Source organism: Mucilaginibacter terrae, from assembly GCF_031951985.1.
In the GTDB taxonomy this organism is placed as follows: domain Bacteria; phylum Bacteroidota; class Bacteroidia; order Sphingobacteriales; family Sphingobacteriaceae; genus Mucilaginibacter; species Mucilaginibacter terrae_A.
In genome coordinates, this window is sequence record NZ_JAVLVU010000001.1 from 3,984,877 (window position 1) to 4,002,870 (window position 17,994).

19 protein-coding genes are annotated in these 17,994 nt (G+C 44.8%); 11 read left to right on the plus strand and 8 right to left on the minus strand.

The genetic code is table 11. From position 1 onward, the window contains the following. Position 1: 1 nt before the first annotated feature. On the minus strand, positions 2-916 hold the full coding sequence (locus QE417_RS17030; RefSeq protein ID WP_311951671.1) for a ClpXP adapter SpxH family protein: 915 nt from the start codon (positions 914-916) through the stop codon (positions 2-4). A gap of 227 nt (positions 917-1,143) precedes the next feature. Next, entirely contained in the window at positions 1,144-1,305 is a 162-nt protein-coding gene (locus QE417_RS17035) for a hypothetical protein (protein ID WP_311951672.1), read from the minus strand. A gap of 187 nt (positions 1,306-1,492) precedes the next feature. Between QE417_RS17035 and QE417_RS17040 the strand changes: the two genes are divergently transcribed. From QE417_RS17040 to QE417_RS23690, 4 genes are all read left to right on the plus strand, one after another. Next, entirely contained in the window at positions 1,493-1,990 is a 498-nt protein-coding gene (locus QE417_RS17040; RefSeq protein WP_311951673.1) for a hypothetical protein, read from the plus strand. A gap of 52 nt (positions 1,991-2,042) precedes the next feature. Further along, complete coding sequence (locus QE417_RS17045) at positions 2,043-3,041, plus strand: acetyl-CoA carboxylase carboxyltransferase subunit alpha (RefSeq protein ID WP_311951674.1); 999 nt, start codon at positions 2,043-2,045, stop codon at positions 3,039-3,041. A gap of 271 nt (positions 3,042-3,312) precedes the next feature. Next, positions 3,313-3,558, plus strand: a complete 246-nt coding sequence (locus tag QE417_RS17050) for a hypothetical protein (protein WP_311951675.1) — start codon at positions 3,313-3,315, stop codon at positions 3,556-3,558. Between the two features lie 17 nt (positions 3,559-3,575). Continuing rightward, positions 3,576-3,854 (plus strand): type II toxin-antitoxin system RelE/ParE family toxin, encoded by a 279-nt coding sequence (locus QE417_RS23690; RefSeq protein WP_376717551.1) that lies wholly within the window; start codon positions 3,576-3,578, stop codon positions 3,852-3,854. Here the strand turns inward: QE417_RS23690 and QE417_RS17055 are convergent, their stop codons facing one another. Next, positions 3,855-5,054: an acetate/propionate family kinase gene (locus QE417_RS17055; protein WP_311951676.1), complete on the minus strand. Its 1,200-nt coding sequence runs from the start codon at positions 5,052-5,054 to the stop codon at positions 3,855-3,857. A gap of 156 nt (positions 5,055-5,210) precedes the next feature. Next, positions 5,211-7,307 carry a phosphate acetyltransferase gene (pta, locus tag QE417_RS17060; protein ID WP_311951677.1) on the minus strand — a complete coding sequence of 699 codons (2,097 nt, stop codon included), beginning with the start codon at positions 7,305-7,307 and terminating at the stop codon, positions 5,211-5,213. A 178-nt stretch (positions 7,308-7,485) separates the two neighbouring features. Between pta and QE417_RS17065 the strand changes: the two genes are divergently transcribed. Then, positions 7,486-8,052 carry a Crp/Fnr family transcriptional regulator gene (locus tag QE417_RS17065; protein WP_311951678.1) on the plus strand — a complete coding sequence of 189 codons (567 nt, stop codon included), beginning with the start codon at positions 7,486-7,488 and terminating at the stop codon, positions 8,050-8,052. Positions 8,053-8,106: 54 nt separating this feature from the next. Then, positions 8,107-8,565 (plus strand): DoxX family protein, encoded by a 459-nt coding sequence (locus QE417_RS17070; RefSeq protein WP_311951679.1) that lies wholly within the window; start codon positions 8,107-8,109, stop codon positions 8,563-8,565. 31 nt (positions 8,566-8,596) lie between these two features. Here QE417_RS17070 and QE417_RS17075 read toward each other — a convergent pair whose 3' ends face one another. Both QE417_RS17075 and QE417_RS17080 read right to left on the minus strand, forming a co-directional pair. Next, a complete protein-coding gene (locus QE417_RS17075) occupies positions 8,597-9,418 on the minus strand; it encodes a glycine-rich domain-containing protein (RefSeq protein ID WP_311951680.1) in 822 nt (273 codons plus the stop codon). A 68-nt stretch (positions 9,419-9,486) separates the two neighbouring features. After that, entirely contained in the window at positions 9,487-10,176 is a 690-nt protein-coding gene (locus tag QE417_RS17080) for a Crp/Fnr family transcriptional regulator (RefSeq protein WP_311951681.1), read from the minus strand. A gap of 311 nt (positions 10,177-10,487) precedes the next feature. On the opposite strand from QE417_RS17080, the gene QE417_RS17085 reads away from it, so the two are divergent. Both QE417_RS17085 and QE417_RS17090 read left to right on the plus strand, forming a co-directional pair. Continuing rightward, a complete protein-coding gene (locus QE417_RS17085) occupies positions 10,488-11,081 on the plus strand; it encodes a DUF4202 domain-containing protein (RefSeq protein WP_311951682.1) in 594 nt (197 codons plus the stop codon). Positions 11,082-11,096: 15 nt separating this feature from the next. After that, positions 11,097-12,095 carry a LacI family DNA-binding transcriptional regulator gene (locus tag QE417_RS17090; protein ID WP_311951683.1) on the plus strand — a complete coding sequence of 333 codons (999 nt, stop codon included), beginning with the start codon at positions 11,097-11,099 and terminating at the stop codon, positions 12,093-12,095. 190 nt (positions 12,096-12,285) lie between these two features. Here the strand turns inward: QE417_RS17090 and uxuA are convergent, their stop codons facing one another. Together uxuA and QE417_RS17100 are read right to left on the minus strand one after the other, a co-directional pair. Further along, positions 12,286-13,470 (minus strand): mannonate dehydratase, encoded by a 1,185-nt coding sequence (gene uxuA, locus QE417_RS17095; RefSeq protein WP_311951684.1) that lies wholly within the window; start codon positions 13,468-13,470, stop codon positions 12,286-12,288. A gap of 51 nt (positions 13,471-13,521) precedes the next feature. Next, positions 13,522-14,361, minus strand: a complete 840-nt coding sequence (locus QE417_RS17100) for an SDR family oxidoreductase (protein ID WP_311951685.1) — start codon at positions 14,359-14,361, stop codon at positions 13,522-13,524. A gap of 331 nt (positions 14,362-14,692) precedes the next feature. On the opposite strand from QE417_RS17100, the gene QE417_RS17105 reads away from it, so the two are divergent. The 3 genes from QE417_RS17105 to QE417_RS17115 are packed head-to-tail and all read left to right on the plus strand — an operon-like array spanning position 14,693 to position 17,989. Next, complete coding sequence (locus QE417_RS17105; protein WP_311954679.1) at positions 14,693-16,048, plus strand: Gfo/Idh/MocA family protein; 1,356 nt, start codon at positions 14,693-14,695, stop codon at positions 16,046-16,048. A 5-nt stretch (positions 16,049-16,053) separates the two neighbouring features. Next, a complete protein-coding gene (locus QE417_RS17110; RefSeq protein WP_311951686.1) occupies positions 16,054-17,094 on the plus strand; it encodes a DUF6807 domain-containing protein in 1,041 nt (346 codons plus the stop codon). 19 nt (positions 17,095-17,113) lie between these two features. Next, positions 17,114-17,989 (plus strand): sugar phosphate isomerase/epimerase family protein, encoded by an 876-nt coding sequence (locus QE417_RS17115; RefSeq protein ID WP_311951687.1) that lies wholly within the window; start codon positions 17,114-17,116, stop codon positions 17,987-17,989. The last annotated feature ends 5 nt before the right edge of the window (positions 17,990-17,994 follow it).

Consider the following 17,994-nt stretch of genomic DNA (forward strand, 5'->3'; position numbering starts at 1 on the left):
ATTACCGCTTTACACTCCATAAAGGACCGTTTTTAGTTAGATAGCTTTGAATAATACCTTGCTGCAATAGCTCGTCTAAAATAACTGTGGTATAGGTTGTACTTATCTCGCTTAATTCGGCAAACTCTCTTGTGGTTAAGGTAGGATAAACGCTAAACAAGTTTTGCCATTCTTTAGCATAATCTTGCTTAACCGCCTCCGGGACAAGTTTTTTAATAGCATTCTCGTAAACCTCATAAGGTTTCGAACCATATACCCGTTCAGAGTTCCCTGAAGCATCGGTGAAAAACATGGTTGGAAATCCTCTTACACCCATGCTTCGGGCCATATCTAAATCCTCATTAAAGGAAAGCTTGCCAGCGTGGTTAAAGTCATCGTGTAGTTTGTTCAAGTCTAAGCCGGCCTGGGTAGCTGCCTGTGCAATAATGTCCCATTTGGCAATGTTCTTTTTTTGAAGGAACACCATCTCGCGCATAATACGCAGCATGTTTATTGCCTTTTTTTCGTTTTGTAACTGGGCGGCTTTAAATGCTATGGATGGTGGGTAAGATGAATCAAGCGGGTCTTCAAGCCATACATCACCATCAATGGGCATATCGTAATGATGGCTAACCTCATCCCAGTGATGGGCCACGTCTGATGGTTTGCTTATGCCTCCACTGTTATAGCTCCAGTCGGGCAGAAGCCCGCCCATTCGATATTCTAAATCGATAATATGGCCATAGCTTAGTTTGAGTTTTCTCAGTTGCGGCTCAATTCCCCAGCACGATGAACATATAGGGTCGGTAAAGTACAATAGCTTCAAAGGCTTGGTGCCGGTTTCGATCAGGATGGATTGGCCGGTATTTTCGTGAGCCGGAATTTCGCATATCCCGGTTTCAGGATCGCATAGTAAAGGGTTGGTATTCGTTTCCATTTAACTTTATAAGGAGTTAATCAAGAGCGTTAAATATGTTTTTCAGCCCCTGATTTGGCTCCAATTGCACATTGCGCAAATTTCGATTATAGGAAAGTGAATATCAATTAGTCAAATAAAGATGACCATTGTACATATTGATAATGAGTTAGCTAATGTGTTTATACTATCATTAGCTCTGTAAACAAAGAACCCGGGATCAGTCAAAAACCCGGGTTGCTTTGCTATTAATGACGGCGGTAACCGTTGTTATCATAAGGGCCATGATACCTGTCGTAATGGCGGTGGTATCTATCATAATTCCTTCCGCGGCGTTGTTCAACCATACAGCTACTTAATGAGACTACTACCGATGCTAATAATGCTATGCTTAAAATTATCTTTTTCATAATGTGCTTATTAATTTTATGATTATTGGAGCATATCTACGAGCAAAGGATTAATGCGTCATACATCTGTTACAGATGGTTTGAGTAGAGGAGGGGGGGCACAAACATCAGGAGTAATAAATTGTATTACTTCTTAGTTGCATCTTATTTAAAATCTACATTTTTGGAGCATCTACTATAAAGGCCTATGTTTAAAAAATTACTTGCTATATGCGGTTTATTAACTGTTTATGTAACGGCAAAAGCGCAAACCGATAGCTTAACCATGCCATCGGCTATTAAAACGCTTACACTTAAACAATATGCCGATTACCAAAAAGGTCCCGGTTTAGAGAATATGGCTTTGCCGGCCACGCTAAACCGTTACCCTATGCCCGATGACGTGCTTCGGTATAAAAAAGAACTGAAGCTTACGCCCGAACAGGTGAAAAAGATAACCGAGATAAGCAAGTATCTGCAACTGAAAAAGACCGAGATAGGCCAGTCGGTAATACGTAACGAGAAGAAGCTCGATGAGTTGTTCAGCACCCAAAAGGTAGATGAAGGCAGCATTGCATTTTATGGCAACCGCTATGGTTTATACGAGGGTGAGTACCGTACATCGGTGTTGATGGCTTGTTATAATACCTATAATGCACTCAATCCGCAGCAAACTAAGCAGTTTTGGAAGCTCAAAAAACCTTAATTCGCAATTTTGACGTGCAATTGTTTAACTTAGCGCCCTGTTAAAAGGATTTATGAAAATTACGTTTGATTTTGAGAAGCCGCTTTCTGACCTGCAAACGCAGATCGAAAAGATAAGACAAGTTGAGGAAAAGACCAAGGTTGATATGTCGGCTACGTTGAACGAGTTGCAGGACAAGTTTGAAGAGGCCAAAAAAACTATATATACCCGCCTGAGCGGATGGCAAAAAGTGCAAATTTCGCGCCACCCCGATCGTCCGTACACCTTACAGTATATTGAGCTGATGTGTGACGATTTTATTGAGCTGCACGGCGACCGTAACATGGGCGATGATAAAGCCATCATAGGCGGCTGGGGTTCAATTGGCGGACAAACTGTGATGATTATTGGTCACCAAAAGGGTAAAAATACTAAAGACAGGCAATACCGCAACTTTGGTATGGCCAACCCCGAAGGTTACCGTAAAGCTTTGAGGCTCATGAAAATGGCCGAAAAGTTTGGTAAACCTGTTATCTCTTTGATTGATACTCCCGGAGCATTCCCTGGCTTAGAGGCCGAGGAACGCGGACAAGGAGAGGCTATTGCCCGTAACATTATGGAAATGTCGGTGTTAAAAGTGCCGGTTATTTGTGTAATTATTGGTGAGGGTGCATCGGGTGGTGCTATTGGTATTGGCATTGGCGATAAGGTGTATATGCTCGAACATACCTGGTACTCAGTTATCTCGCCCGAGTCATGCTCGTCTATCCTGTGGCGTACCTGGGATTATAAAGAGCGTGCTGCCGACGCACTTAAACTTACATCAAGCGAGATGTTTAAGAACAAGCTTATTGACGGCATTATTAAGGAACCCCTTGGCGGCGCCCATCAAGACCCGATTGCCATGGCATCAACCCTTAAAAAGCAATTGGTGAAAGACCTGAAAACCCTTAAAGATCGCAACATTGATGAACTGGTAGCGGAGCGTATTGACAAATTCTGCTCGATGGGTGTAGTTATTGACGACGAACCAGAGCCAGTACCGGCACCAACCGGCAACGAGGAATTATAAAACATTACTGTATCACATATTAAAGCCGCATCTCAACCATGCGGCTTTTTGCTTTTAATACCCTGTTATCCTCCGTTTTTTTTTTCTGAAAACCGCGATTTTGCCCGGTAAATCCCCGTTAATTTGTGGTGTTCAATTTAGTGTTTTATGAAACATGTTAAAGTCGCGCAGTTGAACACCTTGAACACTGACACGATTGTGCGGGGGGCAATAAATATTTTTCCAAACAGTTTTTAAATTACTTACTTTTATATAATAAGTATTTGGGGGTATGACAGCTACAGTCATCAGAGAGAAATTATATGATTATATAAAGGTTACCGACGATAAAAAGTTAGCAGCAATATATAACCTGTTAGAGGAACAGATAGTTGAGTATACTGACTGGCACAATGACGAGGCCTTTGTTGCTGAGTTGGATGAGCATGTCAAAAATTGGGAGGTAAATCCCGCTCAGGGCAGTTCGATGGATGAGGTGAAAATGCATATTCAGTCTCTCAGAGAAAAGCGCAAATAAAATGAGTTTATTCTGCGATTTTTTTACCGAAAGCTTTACAGGAGTTAGCGGATGCCTGGGAGTGTTATGAAGACAGGCAAGCTGGCTTAGGAGATAGATTTGAACTCCACGTATTAAAAAAAGTTAATACGATATTACGAAACCCCGAACATTACGAGCGCAAGAAAAATCAGTATCGCGAAGCTAGAGTAGATACTTTTCCTTATCTCATTATTTATAAAATAGATAAGGAAAAGTATCAGGTTCTGGTAATTTCGGTTTTTCATACCAGTCGTAGCATTGCTCGGAAGGTTTAATTATTCCTCTATCTCATAACACTGCTGCGCGATCTCTAACTCCTCATTGGTAGGCACAATTAAAACTTTAACCCTCGAATTTGCCGCACTGATCTCGCGTATGCCTTTTGCGCGGGTGCTGTTTACAGCTTTATCAAGTTCGATGCCTAAATATTGTAAATCGGTACAAATGAGTTCCCGTATCAGGGCATCGTTTTCTCCTACACCGGCGGTGAAGATGATGGCATCCAGTCCGTTTAAAACGGCGGTGTATGAGCCAATGTATTTTTTGATGCGGTAGGCATACAGGTCGTAAGCTAATTTGGCTTGTTCATCGCCTTGCTCAATGGCGGCAGTAATGTCGCGCATATCACTGTAACCGGTGAGGCCCAGCATGCCGCTGCGTTTGTTAAACAGGTTGCTCACCTGTTCAATATCATAACCCAACTGGTTAACCAGGTAAAACACAACAGTGGCATCAATATCGCCCGAACGGGTACCCATAATTAACCCGCTCAGCGGACCAAACCCCATACTGGTATCAACCGATTGGCCGTTGCTTACCGCAGCCATACTGCAACCGTTGCCCAGGTGTATGCTGATGAACTTGCTTTCGGCCTTACCTAAATATTCAGCCGCCTGCTCAGTTACATATTTATGGCTGGTGCCATGAAAGCCGTATGTGCGGATATTAAAATCGGTATAGTAGGAGTTAGGTATAGCAAAACGGAATGCCTTTGGCGGTAAAGTTTGGTGAAAAGCAGTATCAAACACGCCAATTTGCGTGGCTTTAACAAATATCTTTTCGGCAACCTCAATACCTAAGTAACTTGCCGGATTATGCAGCGGCGCCAACTGGAAAGTCCCTTTCAGTTCTTCTTTAACCTTAGCATCAATAATGGTGGTGGTGGTAAAACGCTCGCCGCCATGCACAATGCGGTGACCCACAATTTGTATATCGGCCGGGTTTTGTATTACGGCCAGTTCGCCTTCGGTAAGTAACTTGTTTACTTCTTTTAGTCCGGCCTCGTGGTCGGGCAGTTCTTCGGGCGTAAGTTTAATTACCTTTTCCTCGCCATCAATAAAAACCTTGTGGGTAATGGTTGGGTTGCTCAAGCCAATGCGCTCCACCAATCCGCTGCATACGGGCGTATTGGTTGGCATTTTAAACAATTGATATTTGATAGAGCTGCTGCCCGAATTGACTACGAAAATGTTCATTGGGTTATATGTTGTGTTATCCATTCTTACGTCATTGCGAGGAACGAAGCAATCCCTGAACTATAACCTGTCAGGTTGCTTGTCCTACGCAGAGGTTGCTTCGTACCTCGCAATGACGGTTGGGGTGTTTGGTTATGTTTTAACTGCTACTGCCACTTAATCCTGTTGAGCTTGTATAGCGGTAATAATCACCGTGTTGAAAATATCATCCACAGTACAGCCTCTACTTAAATCGTTCACTGGTTTGTTTAAACCTTGCAGCATAGGTCCAATGGCCAATGCGCCGGTTTCGCGCTGAACGGCTTTGTAGGTGTTGTTGCCGGTGTTGAGGTCGGGGAAGATGAGTACGCTGGCCTGGCCGGCAACTTCTGATCCGGGGAGCTTGCTTTTGCCCACAATAGGGTCAACGGCGGCATCGTATTGTATGGGGCCTTCAACCTTAAGGTCGGTGCGTTTGGTTTTCACAATTTCGGTAGCGCGGCGCACTTTTTCTACATCTTCGCCCTCGCCCGAGGTTCCCGATGAGTACGACAGCATGGCAATGCGCGGCTCAATGCCAAAACGCTGGCTGCTCTCGGCCGATGAAATGGCAATTTCGGCCAGTTGCTCGGCAGTAGGGTTGGGATTAACGGCACAATCGCCAAATACCGAAACACGATCGGGCAAACACATGAAAAATACCGATGATACCACCGATATACCCGGCTTGGTTTTAACAAATTGCAGCGCCGGACGAATGGTGTGCTGCGTGGTATGCACCGCACCCGATACCATACCATCGGCATGGCCTTTGTACACCATCATGGTGCCGAAGTATGATACGTCGGTCATCATATCGGTAGCCATTTCCATGTTTACGTTCTTGTTTTTACGAAGCTCATAAAGCGTGTTCACGTAATCCTCATAATACTCAGATGCAGCCGGGTTAACAATATTGATCTTGCTTGCATCCAGGTTAAGGCCAAGGCGTTTAATGTTGGCCAAAATATCATCGGGGTTACCCAATAAGGTCAGCTTCACAATATCCTGACTAATCAAACGGGCGGCTGCTTTTAATATGCGCTCATCGTTACCCTCGGGCAATACAATATGCTTTTTAGAGCTTTTGGCCCAGTTGGTAATTTGGTATTGGAACATGCGTGGCGTAATGCCTCCGCTGGGTTGAAAAGTAACTATCTGCTGGTCGAGCTTGGCAACGTCAACGTATTTATTGAATACGTCAATAGCCAGTTGAATCTTCTTGGTATTATCAGGTGTTATTTTTGAGCGGATGTTACCAATTTCGGTTGTGGTTTGGAAAGTGCCTGTTTTAACCGAGATGATAGGTACCACGGTTTGCAAACCTTTGATGAGCCTGATGATAGGTTCTTCGGGCAGGGTATCGGCCGTTAACACAATACCCGCAATTTGCGGATAACTGGTTGAAAGATTGGCCTGCAGAGCAGCTATCACAATATCGCCACGGTCGCCGGGTGTGATGATGAGCAGGTTATCTTTAATGTAATTCAAAAAGTTAGGTACCTGCATAGCTCCGGTAACAAAGTTATCAACCTGGTTGCTCAGGCGTTCCTCACCAAAAAGGAGCGTAGCGTTCAGGCTTTCGCATATCTCCTTCATGGTTGGGGCTTGCAGGGCCCGCATGGCTGGTATTATAGCTACGCTAACCTCGTTGGGCAATTGAGCGGTGAGCAACTCGCGCACATCATCAATTTGCTCTTCGCTTATTTTATTGGCAATAACAGCCAGTACCTGTATCTCGCGCGACTCGAAGTTGCGCACCATGGTAATGGCCGAATTGGCTATCTGTGCCGTGGTTTTGTTCTCGCCTGATATTACTGCAATTACCGGTGCGCCCAAATTTTTGGCAATAGATGCATTTACCTCAAATTCAAATGCCGAACCTTCGCCCTGGTAATCGGTGCCTTCAATAACGGTAAAGTCGTATTTGTCTTCCAGTTGTTTGTACTTGCGTATGATGGTATCAATCATTTCGCCCTGGCTGCCGGTTTCCGCCTGGCGCATGGCTTCTTGCCAACTGAGTGCATGCGCTTCATCATAAGTAATGGGCAAATCAAAATAGCTCAGCACCGTTTGTATATGATCGCTTTTATGCTGGGTTGATGAACGGCTTACAATGGGTTTAAAGTAGCCGATTTTTTGGGCCTTGCCCAGCAGCATATTAATAAGGCCGAGCGATACGATGGATTTGCCGCTATATGGCTCGGTACTGGTAATAAAAACGGTTTTAATCATACAGGCAGAGGTGTTAATAAGCCAATAGCTTACTTGACAAATATAGGAGCTAATAGTTCTTACACAAGGAAGAATTGGTTGAGGTGCTTATGTACACGCTTGAATTTTTATGGACGGAAAAGTGTGATGTTTAAATTGTGCTCATATGGGGTTAGCCATTTTTTTGTAACTTTTGCAAATGCAACAAATAAGGCAGCAACTCGAGCTTAATTCAAAAATGCCCGATGAAGATTGGGCGGTTTTTGAATCCTATCTTGAAAGGCATGAATATGCAAAGGGAAGTTTGATACTGCATGCCGGGGAAGTTGAAAAATACCTTTCGTTTATTGAGGAGGGAATGATACGGTATTTTATTCCGGATGAGGTTAAAGAAATAACTTTTGGGTTTAGTTTTGATGGAGAGTTTGCAAGTGCGTATGATTCGTTTTTAATGCAAAGCCCCTGTACTTATGCCGTGCAGGCACTTAGTAAGGTGGTGGTGTGGCGCATTAGTTACCATGATCTGCAAACAGTTTATGCCCTTACTCAAACAGGTAATAACGTGGGCCGGCGCGCAGGCGAGGGGCTGTTTTTAATTAAATCGGCACGTGAAATATCCCTGTTAAAAGATAATGCCGAAGAGCGTTACCTTAAATTATTCAAAACCCGTCCGGGTTTATTCAGGCAAATTCCCTTAAAGTACATTGCTTCCTATATTGGTATTACGCCGCAGGCTTTGAGCCGTATCCGCAGGCGTATTTCTTAACTTAGGTTCATTGTATGCTGCTTGTTCTTAACCGAACTTTGTATGTAAAAGCTCATGAAACCATTTTTTATATTGCTGGCTACCTTTGCGGCAAGCATCTTGCTCAATAAGATCTTTTCGGATAATTACAGGATTATCTTTTCAGGCACACTTGCACTCTGTGTGATGTTACTGTTTACCTCCATTGCACATTTCATTTATGCCAAAGGTATGGCCATGATGCTGCCGCCATTTGTTCCGTTTAAACATGCAGTTGTTTATTTAACCGGTGTGTTAGAGGTCGGCTTCGCCATAGCGTTTATGTTTCCGCCATACCGTATATACACGGCATGGCTTCTTATTGCATTCCTAATTCTGGTGCTCCCGGCCAATATCTATGCATCTGTTAAGCAGGTTAATTATAGCAATGCCACTTACACCGGCAACGGGCTAAGTTATTTGTGGTTCAGAATGCCTATGCAATTACTTTTAATTTGGTGGGCCTGGTTTTTCGGTATTTATTTGGCCGCTTAACAACCATATTTTGAATGGGGATTGGGTTTACTTAATCGCCACCGCAGCCGCCACCACAACCACTGCACCCCGAGCCTGAACAGCCTGAGCATCCGCTACTGCAACCGTGGCCCCCATGGCCATCGCCATGGCCGCTATGTCCCGAATCAGAATCGCCGCTACAGGAGCCTCCTTCACCACACCCCGAATCCTGTTGTTTTTTATGCGGACCGGTTTGATTATGGTCAATGGTGGCAAGGCCAATTACTGCAAACAAAACAAGGGCAGGCATGAAATAATTTTGCCCGTTAAATTCATATATGATCAGTACAATAATGATTAAAACTACGGCAAAGAGTACATAAGCCGATATTTTGAGTGCCGTAAGCATCCAGGGTTTTATTAATTTAAACCGCCTGATATTTACTCTTTGGAAATCAATATCCGAGAAACGCTGCTCATTGTCCAGCCAAATATCGGCCGGAGGCTGGGTGCCAAATTTGTCTTCGTAGAGTTTAAAGGATTGTGTGTAATAGCCGTCGAACTTCTCGGCCTCGGCATTGCCGCCCTTGGTTGGGTTGTGGTGAATTTCTTGCCCCAAAGTGTCGCGGCAAAAATCAACCCAGTACGATTTGGTGTAGGTTAAATGCAGGTGCCAGGCCTGGTCAACCGCGTCAGACGGGGTAACACCCGATGGCGACAGACAGCACAGGAAAATAAACTTTTTGTACTCTTCAACTACACGGATTGTGTAAGCGCCGCTCCAGCCGTTCTCGCGTGCAAGGCGTGCAGTAAAGGTAAAGCTGCTTTGCTCATCGTCCAGCTTAAAACCGGCTATTTTTTTCCATAAGATTTGTTCGGCCTCAGTCATCATAAGTATCAGACCCGTTTGCCGAATTTATTAAGAAAGTTTGATGTTAACCAAGCATCGGCATAAAAATATTATGCCGATTCAATAAGCGCAGTCAAGGCTTCCTGATTAACTACGGCAATGCTTTTTCCGGTTAAGCTTATTGTGTTTTCACTCACCAGTTCGTTAATTACCCTAAAAACAGTTTCGTAGGTTGCACCGGCATATGAGGCTAAATCCTGCCTGCTAAGATTAATGTTGATCAGGCCGGTATCGGTTATGCCAAATTGATTTTGCAGCTTAAGCAGGGCATCGGCCACGCGGCCTTTTACCGGCATATGCGCCAAATCGCGCATGCGGCGTTCAGATACGCGTAACTCGTTGGCAAAAAAGTTAACCAGTTGAAAGGTGAGTTCGGTATTTACCTTGAGTGTGCTCTCAAAAAACTTCATATCTACATAACACACCACCGAATCTTCTAAAGCCGAGGCCGATATAGGGTATATCAAATCGTCGCCTATACCACGGTGCCCAAGTATGGCGCCGCCTTTGGCAAAACGTAAAATGAGCTCTTTATCGGCATCCCATTTTTTGTAAACTTTGATGTTGCCGCTGTACACAAAGTAAATCCCGGTAACCGCGTCGCCTTCTTTAAATACCAATTCGCCCTTTTTAAGTTTAAAATTGGTTTTGTTAGCGCATATAGCCGGACGCCATTCTTCAATGCAATTTTGGCACATAAAACAAGTTTGTGCGTCACATATGGCTTTGTTTTTCTTCATTATTAGAAAATAGTATAAAAAATCTTCGATTTAATGTTTAAACAGTCAATCGAGCGATAAAAGTAGCGTTTTAATGTATTTTATTAAATATATTCTATATAAAATGATGAAATGTTATAATTTATACAATGTTTTAATGTAAAATATGGATGTTTTGTTTTAAAATTAGCTAATGTAGTTGGTTTGCGGTGTTATTTATTGGTTTTTGAGGGTAATTTTCAATCGAAAAGCTCCAATTTGCATTGAGTTACTGCGCCTGATGTGGTAAATGGCAATTTTGTGTTGTAATTAAAAGCTGCTACTTTGCATACATGAGCAAGGCAGATACAGCATTTGAGCTTTTTGATGAGTATAATAAGCAAGACCCACGCACTTTTGAGTGGGAGGGTACAAGCTATCCGCAGGAATACTTTTTTGCGATAGCATTGTACAACTGGGTGCTTAAACTCAACCCTGAAGCATCGGAAGAATTGTTGCTTGCCTCGCGCTGCCAGCACATTGGCCGCTGGGAAATACCGCGCGACAGTTACCCTGAAGGCCGCGAGCCTTACTTAAAATGGCGTAAGGATTTAGCCTTGCACCATGCCGGGGTTGCCGCCGGATTAATGCAACAGGCGGGTTATACACTTGAGGTTATTGAGCGGGTAAGCCAAATCCTCCTCAAAAAACGCATTAAGGTTGATGCCGATGTGCAAACCATGGAAAACGCGCTGTGCCTGGTATTCCTGGAGTTTCAGTATGAAGATTTTCGTAAGAAATATGCCCGGGAGCCGGATAAAATGGTGAACATCCTTTACAAATCATTACTCAAGATGGATGCGCATGGGCACGGTTTTGCATTGGGCTTAAGCTACACCCCGGGCGGACTGGAACTGGTGCAGCAGGCTTTGGCAAAAATGGCTTAATGGTGAGGGTGGCAGATGAAAGAGGTAAACATTAAGCAACTGGCCAAACAGTTAAACCTTGCCGTATCAACCGTATCGAGAGCGTTAAATGATAGTTATGAAATTGGTGCCGAAACCAAGAAACGGGTTCGCGAGCTTGCCCGGCAATTAAACTATCAGCCCAACCCCAATGCCAGTAACTTGCGCAAACGCAGCAGTAAAACCATTGCGGTAATCATCCCCGAAATTGCCAATAACTTTTTTACCCTCGTTATTGATGGCATTGAAGAAATTGCGCAGGAAAATGGCTTTCATGTTTTAATATACATTACCCACGAAAACAATGCTAAAGAGGCAGCTTACTGCAACCTGCTAAGAAACGGCCGGGTAGACGGTGTTTTAATCTCAATGTCGGGAGAGGTGAATGATATTAGCCACATTAATGCCTTAATAGATAGCAGCATCCCACTGGTGTTTTTTGACCGGATATGCGAAGAAGCCAAAACACCTAAAATTACGACCAACGACTACCAGAGCGCCTACGATGGTACCCTTCATTTAATAAATAAAGGTTGCACGCAAATTGCCTACCTGGGCATATCGCAAACGCACTCCATAGGTAAGGCCCGGTTAACCGGTTATATGGATGCCATGCGTAATAAAGGCTTGGAGATAAAACCTGATTTTATCATCAAGCAAAGTAACTACCCCCAAATAGAACAGTTGCTGAGCAGCCCCAACAGGCCCCAAGCTATATTTGCCGCGGTAGAGCAAGCCGCACTGCAATGTTATGAAGTGGCTGCAAAACTCGACCTGAATATCCCCAATGATTTAAAGGTGATCAGTTTTTCGAACCTGCGTACAGCGCCGCTGCTAAATCCCTCATTAACCACCATCACCCAGCCCGCCTTTGACATAGGCCGCGAAGCCGCTAAAGCATTATTCGGCTTGCTGAAAAAGAAGTTTAGCTGTATGGAGAATGAAATAATTACGCTTACCTCAACTTTAGTTGAGCGGGAATCGACGGCAGGGTAGTTGTGAAAGAAATGTTGAGCGTGATTTTTTGATGTGGCAATGGCCTCGTGCGATTCCCCTCTTGAGAGGGGTGGAGGGGTGTGTCATTTTGATATGCATAGTTCAAATGACACACCCCTGCCGACGCTGAGTCTCGCCCGTCTCCTCTCAAGAGGGGAAAAGGCATTTAAAAAGATTTTTGCCCGAAGTCTTATTGTAAACTCCTGATAATCCCCAGCTCCAAACCACGCAGCTCGGCCAAACCCCTGAGGCGGCCGATGGCCGAGTAACCCGGATTGGTTTTCTTTTTCAAATCGTCGAGCATTTTGTGGCCATGATCGGGGCGGAAAGGCATACGCAGGTCTTTGCGGCCATCGAGTTTGCGGCGGTTTTGTTCTTCAACCAGGGCTTTCATCACGGCATACATATCTACATCGCCATCCAAATGGTCGGCTTCGTGAAAATTGCCCTCACTGTCGCGGCGGGTACTGCGCAGGTGAATGAAGTGTATACGGTGACCCAGGCGTTGAACCATGCCCGCTAAATCATTGTCTTCGCGCACGCCAAACGAGCCGGTGCAGTAGGTAAGTCCGTTGTTATGCGATGGCACGGCGGCGTAAAGTTCGTTAATATCGGCCTCGGTACTCACCACGCGTGGTAAACCTAAAATAGGGTACGGCGGATCATCGGGGTGAATGCACATGAGTACACCAGCCTCCTCTGCTGCCGGGATAACTTCTCTTAAAAAACTAAACAGGTTGGCTTTTAACTCATTTGGGCCAATGCCATTATAGCCTTCCAAAACCTTTAAAAATTGCTCTACCGTATAACCTTCTTCTGAGCCGGGTAAACCTGCTATAATGTTTTTTACGAGGATGGTTTTGTCTTCTTCGCTCAGGTTTTTTAAGTATGCGGCGGCTTTTTCTTTTTGTTCGGCCGAGTAGCTTTCCTCTGCACCCGGGCGTTTTAAAATGTATAGCTCAAATGCCGCAAAAGCAGCTGCTTCAAAACGCAGGGCTGTCGAGCCGTCGGGCATTTCATAATCGAGGTTGGTGCGGGTCCAGTCTAAAACCGGCATAAAGTTGTAGCACACAATATCAATACCGAAAGCACCCAGGTTTTTGATGGATTGCTTGTAGTTATCAATGTATTGCTGGTAATTGCCCGTGCGTTTCTTAATATCCTCGTGTACCGGTACGCTCTCCACTACCGACCAGGTTAAACCGGCTTCTTCAATAATGGCTTTGCGTTTGTTAATTTCTTCAACCTCCCATACCGTACCGTTGGGTACATGGTGTAATGCCGAAACTATGCCAGTTGCCCCGGCTTGTTTTATATCTGATAATGATACCGGGTCGTTTGGCCCGTACCACCGCCATGTTTGTTCTAAACTCATGTCGTTATATTTAAGTATTTGGTTTATTTAAATCGAATATCGGTATAAAAATTAAACGCCGCTAAACGCGCTGAAGCCGCCGTCAATAGATACTACCACGCCGGTTACAAATTTCGAACCTTCGCCACAAAGCCAAAGCAGGGTGCCGGTTAAATCATCGGGTTCGCCAAAACGGCCCATCGGGGTATGTTCCAATATGGTATTGCCGCGTGGGGTAAGGCTGCCATCGGTATTGGTAAGCAGGGTGCGGTTTTGCTCGGTTAAAAAGAAACCCGGAGCCAGTGCATTTACCCTGATGCCGGTTTTGGCAAAGTGTACGGCAAGCCACTGGGTAAAATTCGAAATAGCGGCTTTTGCGCCACTATACGCCGGTATTTTGGTTAAAGGCTTAAACGCGTTCATCGATGATATATTGATGATGGTTGAACCCTCACGCCCGATCATATCTTTGGCAAATACCTGGGTAGGTAACAAACTGCCAATAAAGTTAAGCTCGAAAACAAATTTTATCCCCTCCGGGTCGAGGTCGAAAAAGGTTTTGAGGTCTTCGCCGGCATTCAGGTCGTCTATTTCAAAAAAAGGTTTTGAGGTAGTACCTTTTGGGTGGTTACCACCGGCACCATTAATTAATATATTGCATAAGCCCAGTTCTATATTAATCATTTCGCGGGCAGCATGTAAGCTTGCTTTATCTAATACATTGCAGGCAACGCCAATGGCCTGGCCGCCCAGTTGTTTAATTTCGTTGGCTACTACGTCGGCGTTCTCGGCTTTTAAATCGAGCACGGCAATTTTAGCGCCTTTTGCTGCTAATGCCTTGGCCATGGTGCTGCACAACACGCCGCCCGCACCGGTAATAACGGCTACTTTACCCAAAAAATCTGATTCCATTTTTGATTGATATTGAGGTTCAAATCTGATGAATAATCAAATTCAAATTTCGGTTGGGGCCGGATTTATTTACGGAAACGATTTCGGGAAGTGGTATAAATGTTCAATCCTTTGTCAATTTGTCTCAAAATAAACATCATATGTTCAATGTTTATTTTCAACCAATTAATTTTTGTTTCTTACAGCGCAATGGTATCGCAAATGTTACTTATTAACTTTTGGTTTATATCTTGTTTTACAGAATAACTTCGATATTTGAGTGCCAGCCCGTTACCTAAAATTGGGCAAAACCAATTATACTGTACATTATACATTAACCTTTATACAAATGATGGAGAACTCTCGTCGTCAATTTATCAGGAAAGCTGGCATTGCCGGTGCCGGCGTATTGCTAAGCAAAACCGGTTGGAGCGCCAAAAGTTACAAACGTATTATAGGCGCTAACGATCGTGTGCGCGTGGGCGTTGTGGGTTTTTCTGACCGTCACCGCAGCTCGCATATGCCTTGTTTTATGAACCACTGCAAAGAACTTAACTTTGAAGTAGTGGCTGTGTCTGACATCTGGAAGACCCGACGAGAACAAGGCGCTGCCATGTGGAAGGAAAAGATGCAGAATGATGTAAAAGCTTTCCGTAATAATGATGAGTTGTATAGCAGTAAAATGGTTGATGCCGTATTTATAGGCACTGCCGATTTTCAGCACGCCCTGCATACCATTGAGGCGGTAAGAGCCGGTTGTGATGCCTACGTGGAAAAGCCCTTTGCCGAAACCATGGAGGACAATAAGGCCGCCCTTAAAGCCGTAAAGGAAACCGGTAAAATAGTGCAGATAGGTTCGCAGCGTCGTAGCGGCACCAATTATCATGCGGCTAACGAGTTTATTAAATCGGGCAAGTTTGGACCAATAACCATGGTTGAATTAACCTGGAACGTAAACCAGCCCGGTCGCTGGCGCAGGCCCGAGTTATTGCCTTTGTTAAAAGAAGAAGATACCGATTGGAAACGCTTTTTAATGAACCGTCCGTTCGAGAAATTCGACCCGCGAATTTATTTGGAGTATCGCCTGTTTTGGCCGTATTCATCTGGCTTACCCGGCCAATGGATGAGCCACCAGATCGACACCGTACACTGGTTCAGCGGCTTAAAACATCCCCGCAGCGTGGTAGCCAACGGCGGCATTTACCAATGGAAAGATGGTCGCCGTAATTGGGACACCATTATGGCCGCGTTTGATTACGGTCCGCTGGATGATATGAGCAAAGGGTTCCAGGTAACATTCGGCTCGCGCATGCACAATGGCGATGAGCACCCGGCAGAGATCTATTACTCAAACGGCGGGGAGTTGAACCTCATCACCAACAAAATATCACCCAAAGGCGGCTTAACGCAAAGAGCGGCAGCGGCTATGGGCATGCAGGCAAACCTGTTGCCCGAAGTAAGTTTGGATAACAGCGAACAGGTGGTGGCATCGGCCAATACCGGCGGCGATAAGTTGACCTCAAACCACGTGCGCAACTGGATGGAATGCGTACGCAGCCGTAAACAACCTAACGCACCTGTTGAAGCTGGTTACAGCCACAGTATTGCCAACATCATGACCACCGCCGCGGCCCACACCGGCTCAAAAGCAACGTTTGATGAAAAGGCACAGGAGGTTATGGTTAATGGTAAAGTATTTAAATATTAATAACCATGATGAAAGCCAGGTTTTTAGGTTGTTTAGCCATTACGTCGGTATTATCATTAAGTGTTAAGGCTCAAAATGAGCCGGTTACTGTTAAGCGAAACGATCAACAAAAGAAAGTTGAAGTGCTGATAGGGGGCAAGCCTTTTACAACATTTATGTACCCCGATACGCTGGAGAAACCTTTTTTGTACCCCATAACTACTGCCACCGGTACCGAAATTACAAGAGGGTTTCCACTTAATCCTAAACCGGGCGACCCAACCGACCACCCACATCATATTGGGCTGTGGTTTAACTTTGAAAATGTAAACGGGCTTGATTTCTGGAATAACTCTTACGCTATACCCGCCGCCCGCAAAAACCAGTACGGTTGGATCAAAACGCAAAAAGTTACCGAAGCTAAAGGCGGCACCAAAGGTGTTGTGGCTTATGATGCTAACTGGACCAACCAGGTAGGTGATGTAATACTGAACGAAACCACCCGGTTTGAATTTAGCGGCAATAACAATCAACGGATAATTGACCGCGTTACCACGCTTAAAGCTGTACAAAAAGCTGTTTTTACCGATGTTAAAGATGGTATGCTGGGCCTGCGCCTGGCACATGAGCTGCAAATGCCAACTACTAAAGACGAAAAGTTTACCGATAACAAAGGCATTGTTACCGTTGTAAAAGGCGGAACCGATAAAGTGCCCACCGGCAACTACCTCACCAGCGAGGGTAAAACCGGGGATGCCGCCTGGAGCACCCGTGGCGTATGGTGTAAGGTGTACGGCAAAATGGGTGCCGATTCGGTAAGCGTTGCCATTATCGATCATCCGGGTAATCCTAATTATCCTACCTTTTGGCACGCACGCGGATACGGCTTGTTTGCCGCAAACCCGCTGGGCGAAAAGGTATTTACAAACGGCAAGTCTGAAAAAAACCTGACGCTTAAACCCGGCGAATCGGCAACGTTTAAATACAGGATCGTGATCGAGAACGGCAAGCAAACATTAAGCACTGCTCTGCTGAATAGCATGGCGGGTAGTTTTGGTAAAAAATAGCATCCTTAACTTATCTATAATGAAAAACCTCTTATATAAAATGGCATTGCTAACCGGCTTCATGTTAAGCGGCTGGTTGCCAAACCGTGCAATAGCGCAGGATAAAAAACTGCTCTTCCCCGAAGCGCCGGGCATCGTATCGTTTACCTATCGTAATCAGTTTGCCAAGGATGTGCCTGGTACGCTGGATATGATTAAAGCCAACGGCATTACCGATATTGAGTTTTCGAACTTGTTTAACCAAAAGCCCGAAGACTTGAAGCGTATGCTTGATGAACGTGGTTTGAAATGCTCATCGTACGGCGTGAGCTGGGAAGCCCTCACCGGTAAAACCGACGAGGTGGCGGCCGCAGCCAAAGCTTTGGGTGCTCAGTTTGTTCGCGTAGCAAATATTCCGCATGCTAAAGGCTCATTTACTTTAGATAACGCCAAAATGGCCATTGCCGAATTTAGTCGGGTGGGGAAGATATTAAAAGACAAATATGATCTGGAGTTTATTTACCATAACCACGGTTTTGAGTTTGAGCCTTACGAGGGCGGTACGCTGTACGATTACATCGTAAAAAATACCGACCCTAAATATGTGAGCTTTGAGCTGGATATCCTTTGGGCATTCTTCCCCGGTCAGGACCCGGCCAAGTTACTGAGCACCTACCCAACACGCTACCGTGCCCTGCATTTAAAAGATTTGAAAAAAGGCGTAGCCGGTAATAATTCAGGCGGCACCGATCAAAATAACGATGTAGTTTTAGGCACCGGGCAAATTGATATTCCGGCTGTTTTAAAGGCCGCGCGTAAAGCGGGCGTTAAACATTATTACATTGAAGATGAAAGCAGTGGCTCGGTTGAGCAGGTGCCACAAAGCATTAAATACATCAACAGTTTAAAGAAATAACAAAC

Bases quoted from the DNA above. Each gene is read 5' to 3' on its own strand.
- QE417_RS17035 (WP_311951672.1), bottom strand. From the start codon at position 1,305: ATGAAAAAGATAATTTTAAGCATAGCATTATTAGCATCGGTAGTAGTC.
- QE417_RS17055 (WP_311951676.1), bottom strand. From the start codon at position 5,054: ATGAACATTTTCGTAGTCAATTCGGGCAGCAGCTCTATCAAATATCAA.
- QE417_RS17090 (WP_311951683.1), top strand. From the start codon at position 11,097: ATGAAAGAGGTAAACATTAAGCAACTGGCCAAACAGTTAAACCTTGCC.
- QE417_RS17115 (WP_311951687.1), top strand. From the start codon at position 17,114: ATGAAAAACCTCTTATATAAAATGGCATTGCTAACCGGCTTCATGTTA.
- QE417_RS17110 (WP_311951686.1), top strand. From the start codon at position 16,054: ATGATGAAAGCCAGGTTTTTAGGTTGTTTAGCCATTACGTCGGTATTA.
- QE417_RS17080 (WP_311951681.1), bottom strand. From the start codon at position 10,176: ATGAAGAAAAACAAAGCCATATGTGACGCACAAACTTGTTTTATGTGC.
- QE417_RS17100 (WP_311951685.1), bottom strand. From the start codon at position 14,361: ATGGAATCAGATTTTTTGGGTAAAGTAGCCGTTATTACCGGTGCGGGC.
- QE417_RS17040 (WP_311951673.1), top strand. From the start codon at position 1,493: ATGTTTAAAAAATTACTTGCTATATGCGGTTTATTAACTGTTTATGTA.
- QE417_RS17050 (WP_311951675.1), top strand. From the start codon at position 3,313: ATGACAGCTACAGTCATCAGAGAGAAATTATATGATTATATAAAGGTT.
- QE417_RS17075 (WP_311951680.1), bottom strand. From the start codon at position 9,418: ATGATGACTGAGGCCGAACAAATCTTATGGAAAAAAATAGCCGGTTTT.
- QE417_RS17065 (WP_311951678.1), top strand. From the start codon at position 7,486: ATGCAACAAATAAGGCAGCAACTCGAGCTTAATTCAAAAATGCCCGAT.
- QE417_RS17045 (WP_311951674.1), top strand. From the start codon at position 2,043: ATGAAAATTACGTTTGATTTTGAGAAGCCGCTTTCTGACCTGCAAACG.
- pta (WP_311951677.1), bottom strand. From the start codon at position 7,307: ATGATTAAAACCGTTTTTATTACCAGTACCGAGCCATATAGCGGCAAA.
- QE417_RS17105 (WP_311954679.1), top strand. From the start codon at position 14,693: ATGGAGAACTCTCGTCGTCAATTTATCAGGAAAGCTGGCATTGCCGGT.
- QE417_RS17030 (WP_311951671.1), bottom strand. From the start codon at position 916: ATGGAAACGAATACCAACCCTTTACTATGCGATCCTGAAACCGGGATA.
- QE417_RS17085 (WP_311951682.1), top strand. From the start codon at position 10,488: ATGAGCAAGGCAGATACAGCATTTGAGCTTTTTGATGAGTATAATAAG.
- uxuA (WP_311951684.1), bottom strand. From the start codon at position 13,470: ATGAGTTTAGAACAAACATGGCGGTGGTACGGGCCAAACGACCCGGTA.
- QE417_RS17070 (WP_311951679.1), top strand. From the start codon at position 8,107: ATGAAACCATTTTTTATATTGCTGGCTACCTTTGCGGCAAGCATCTTG.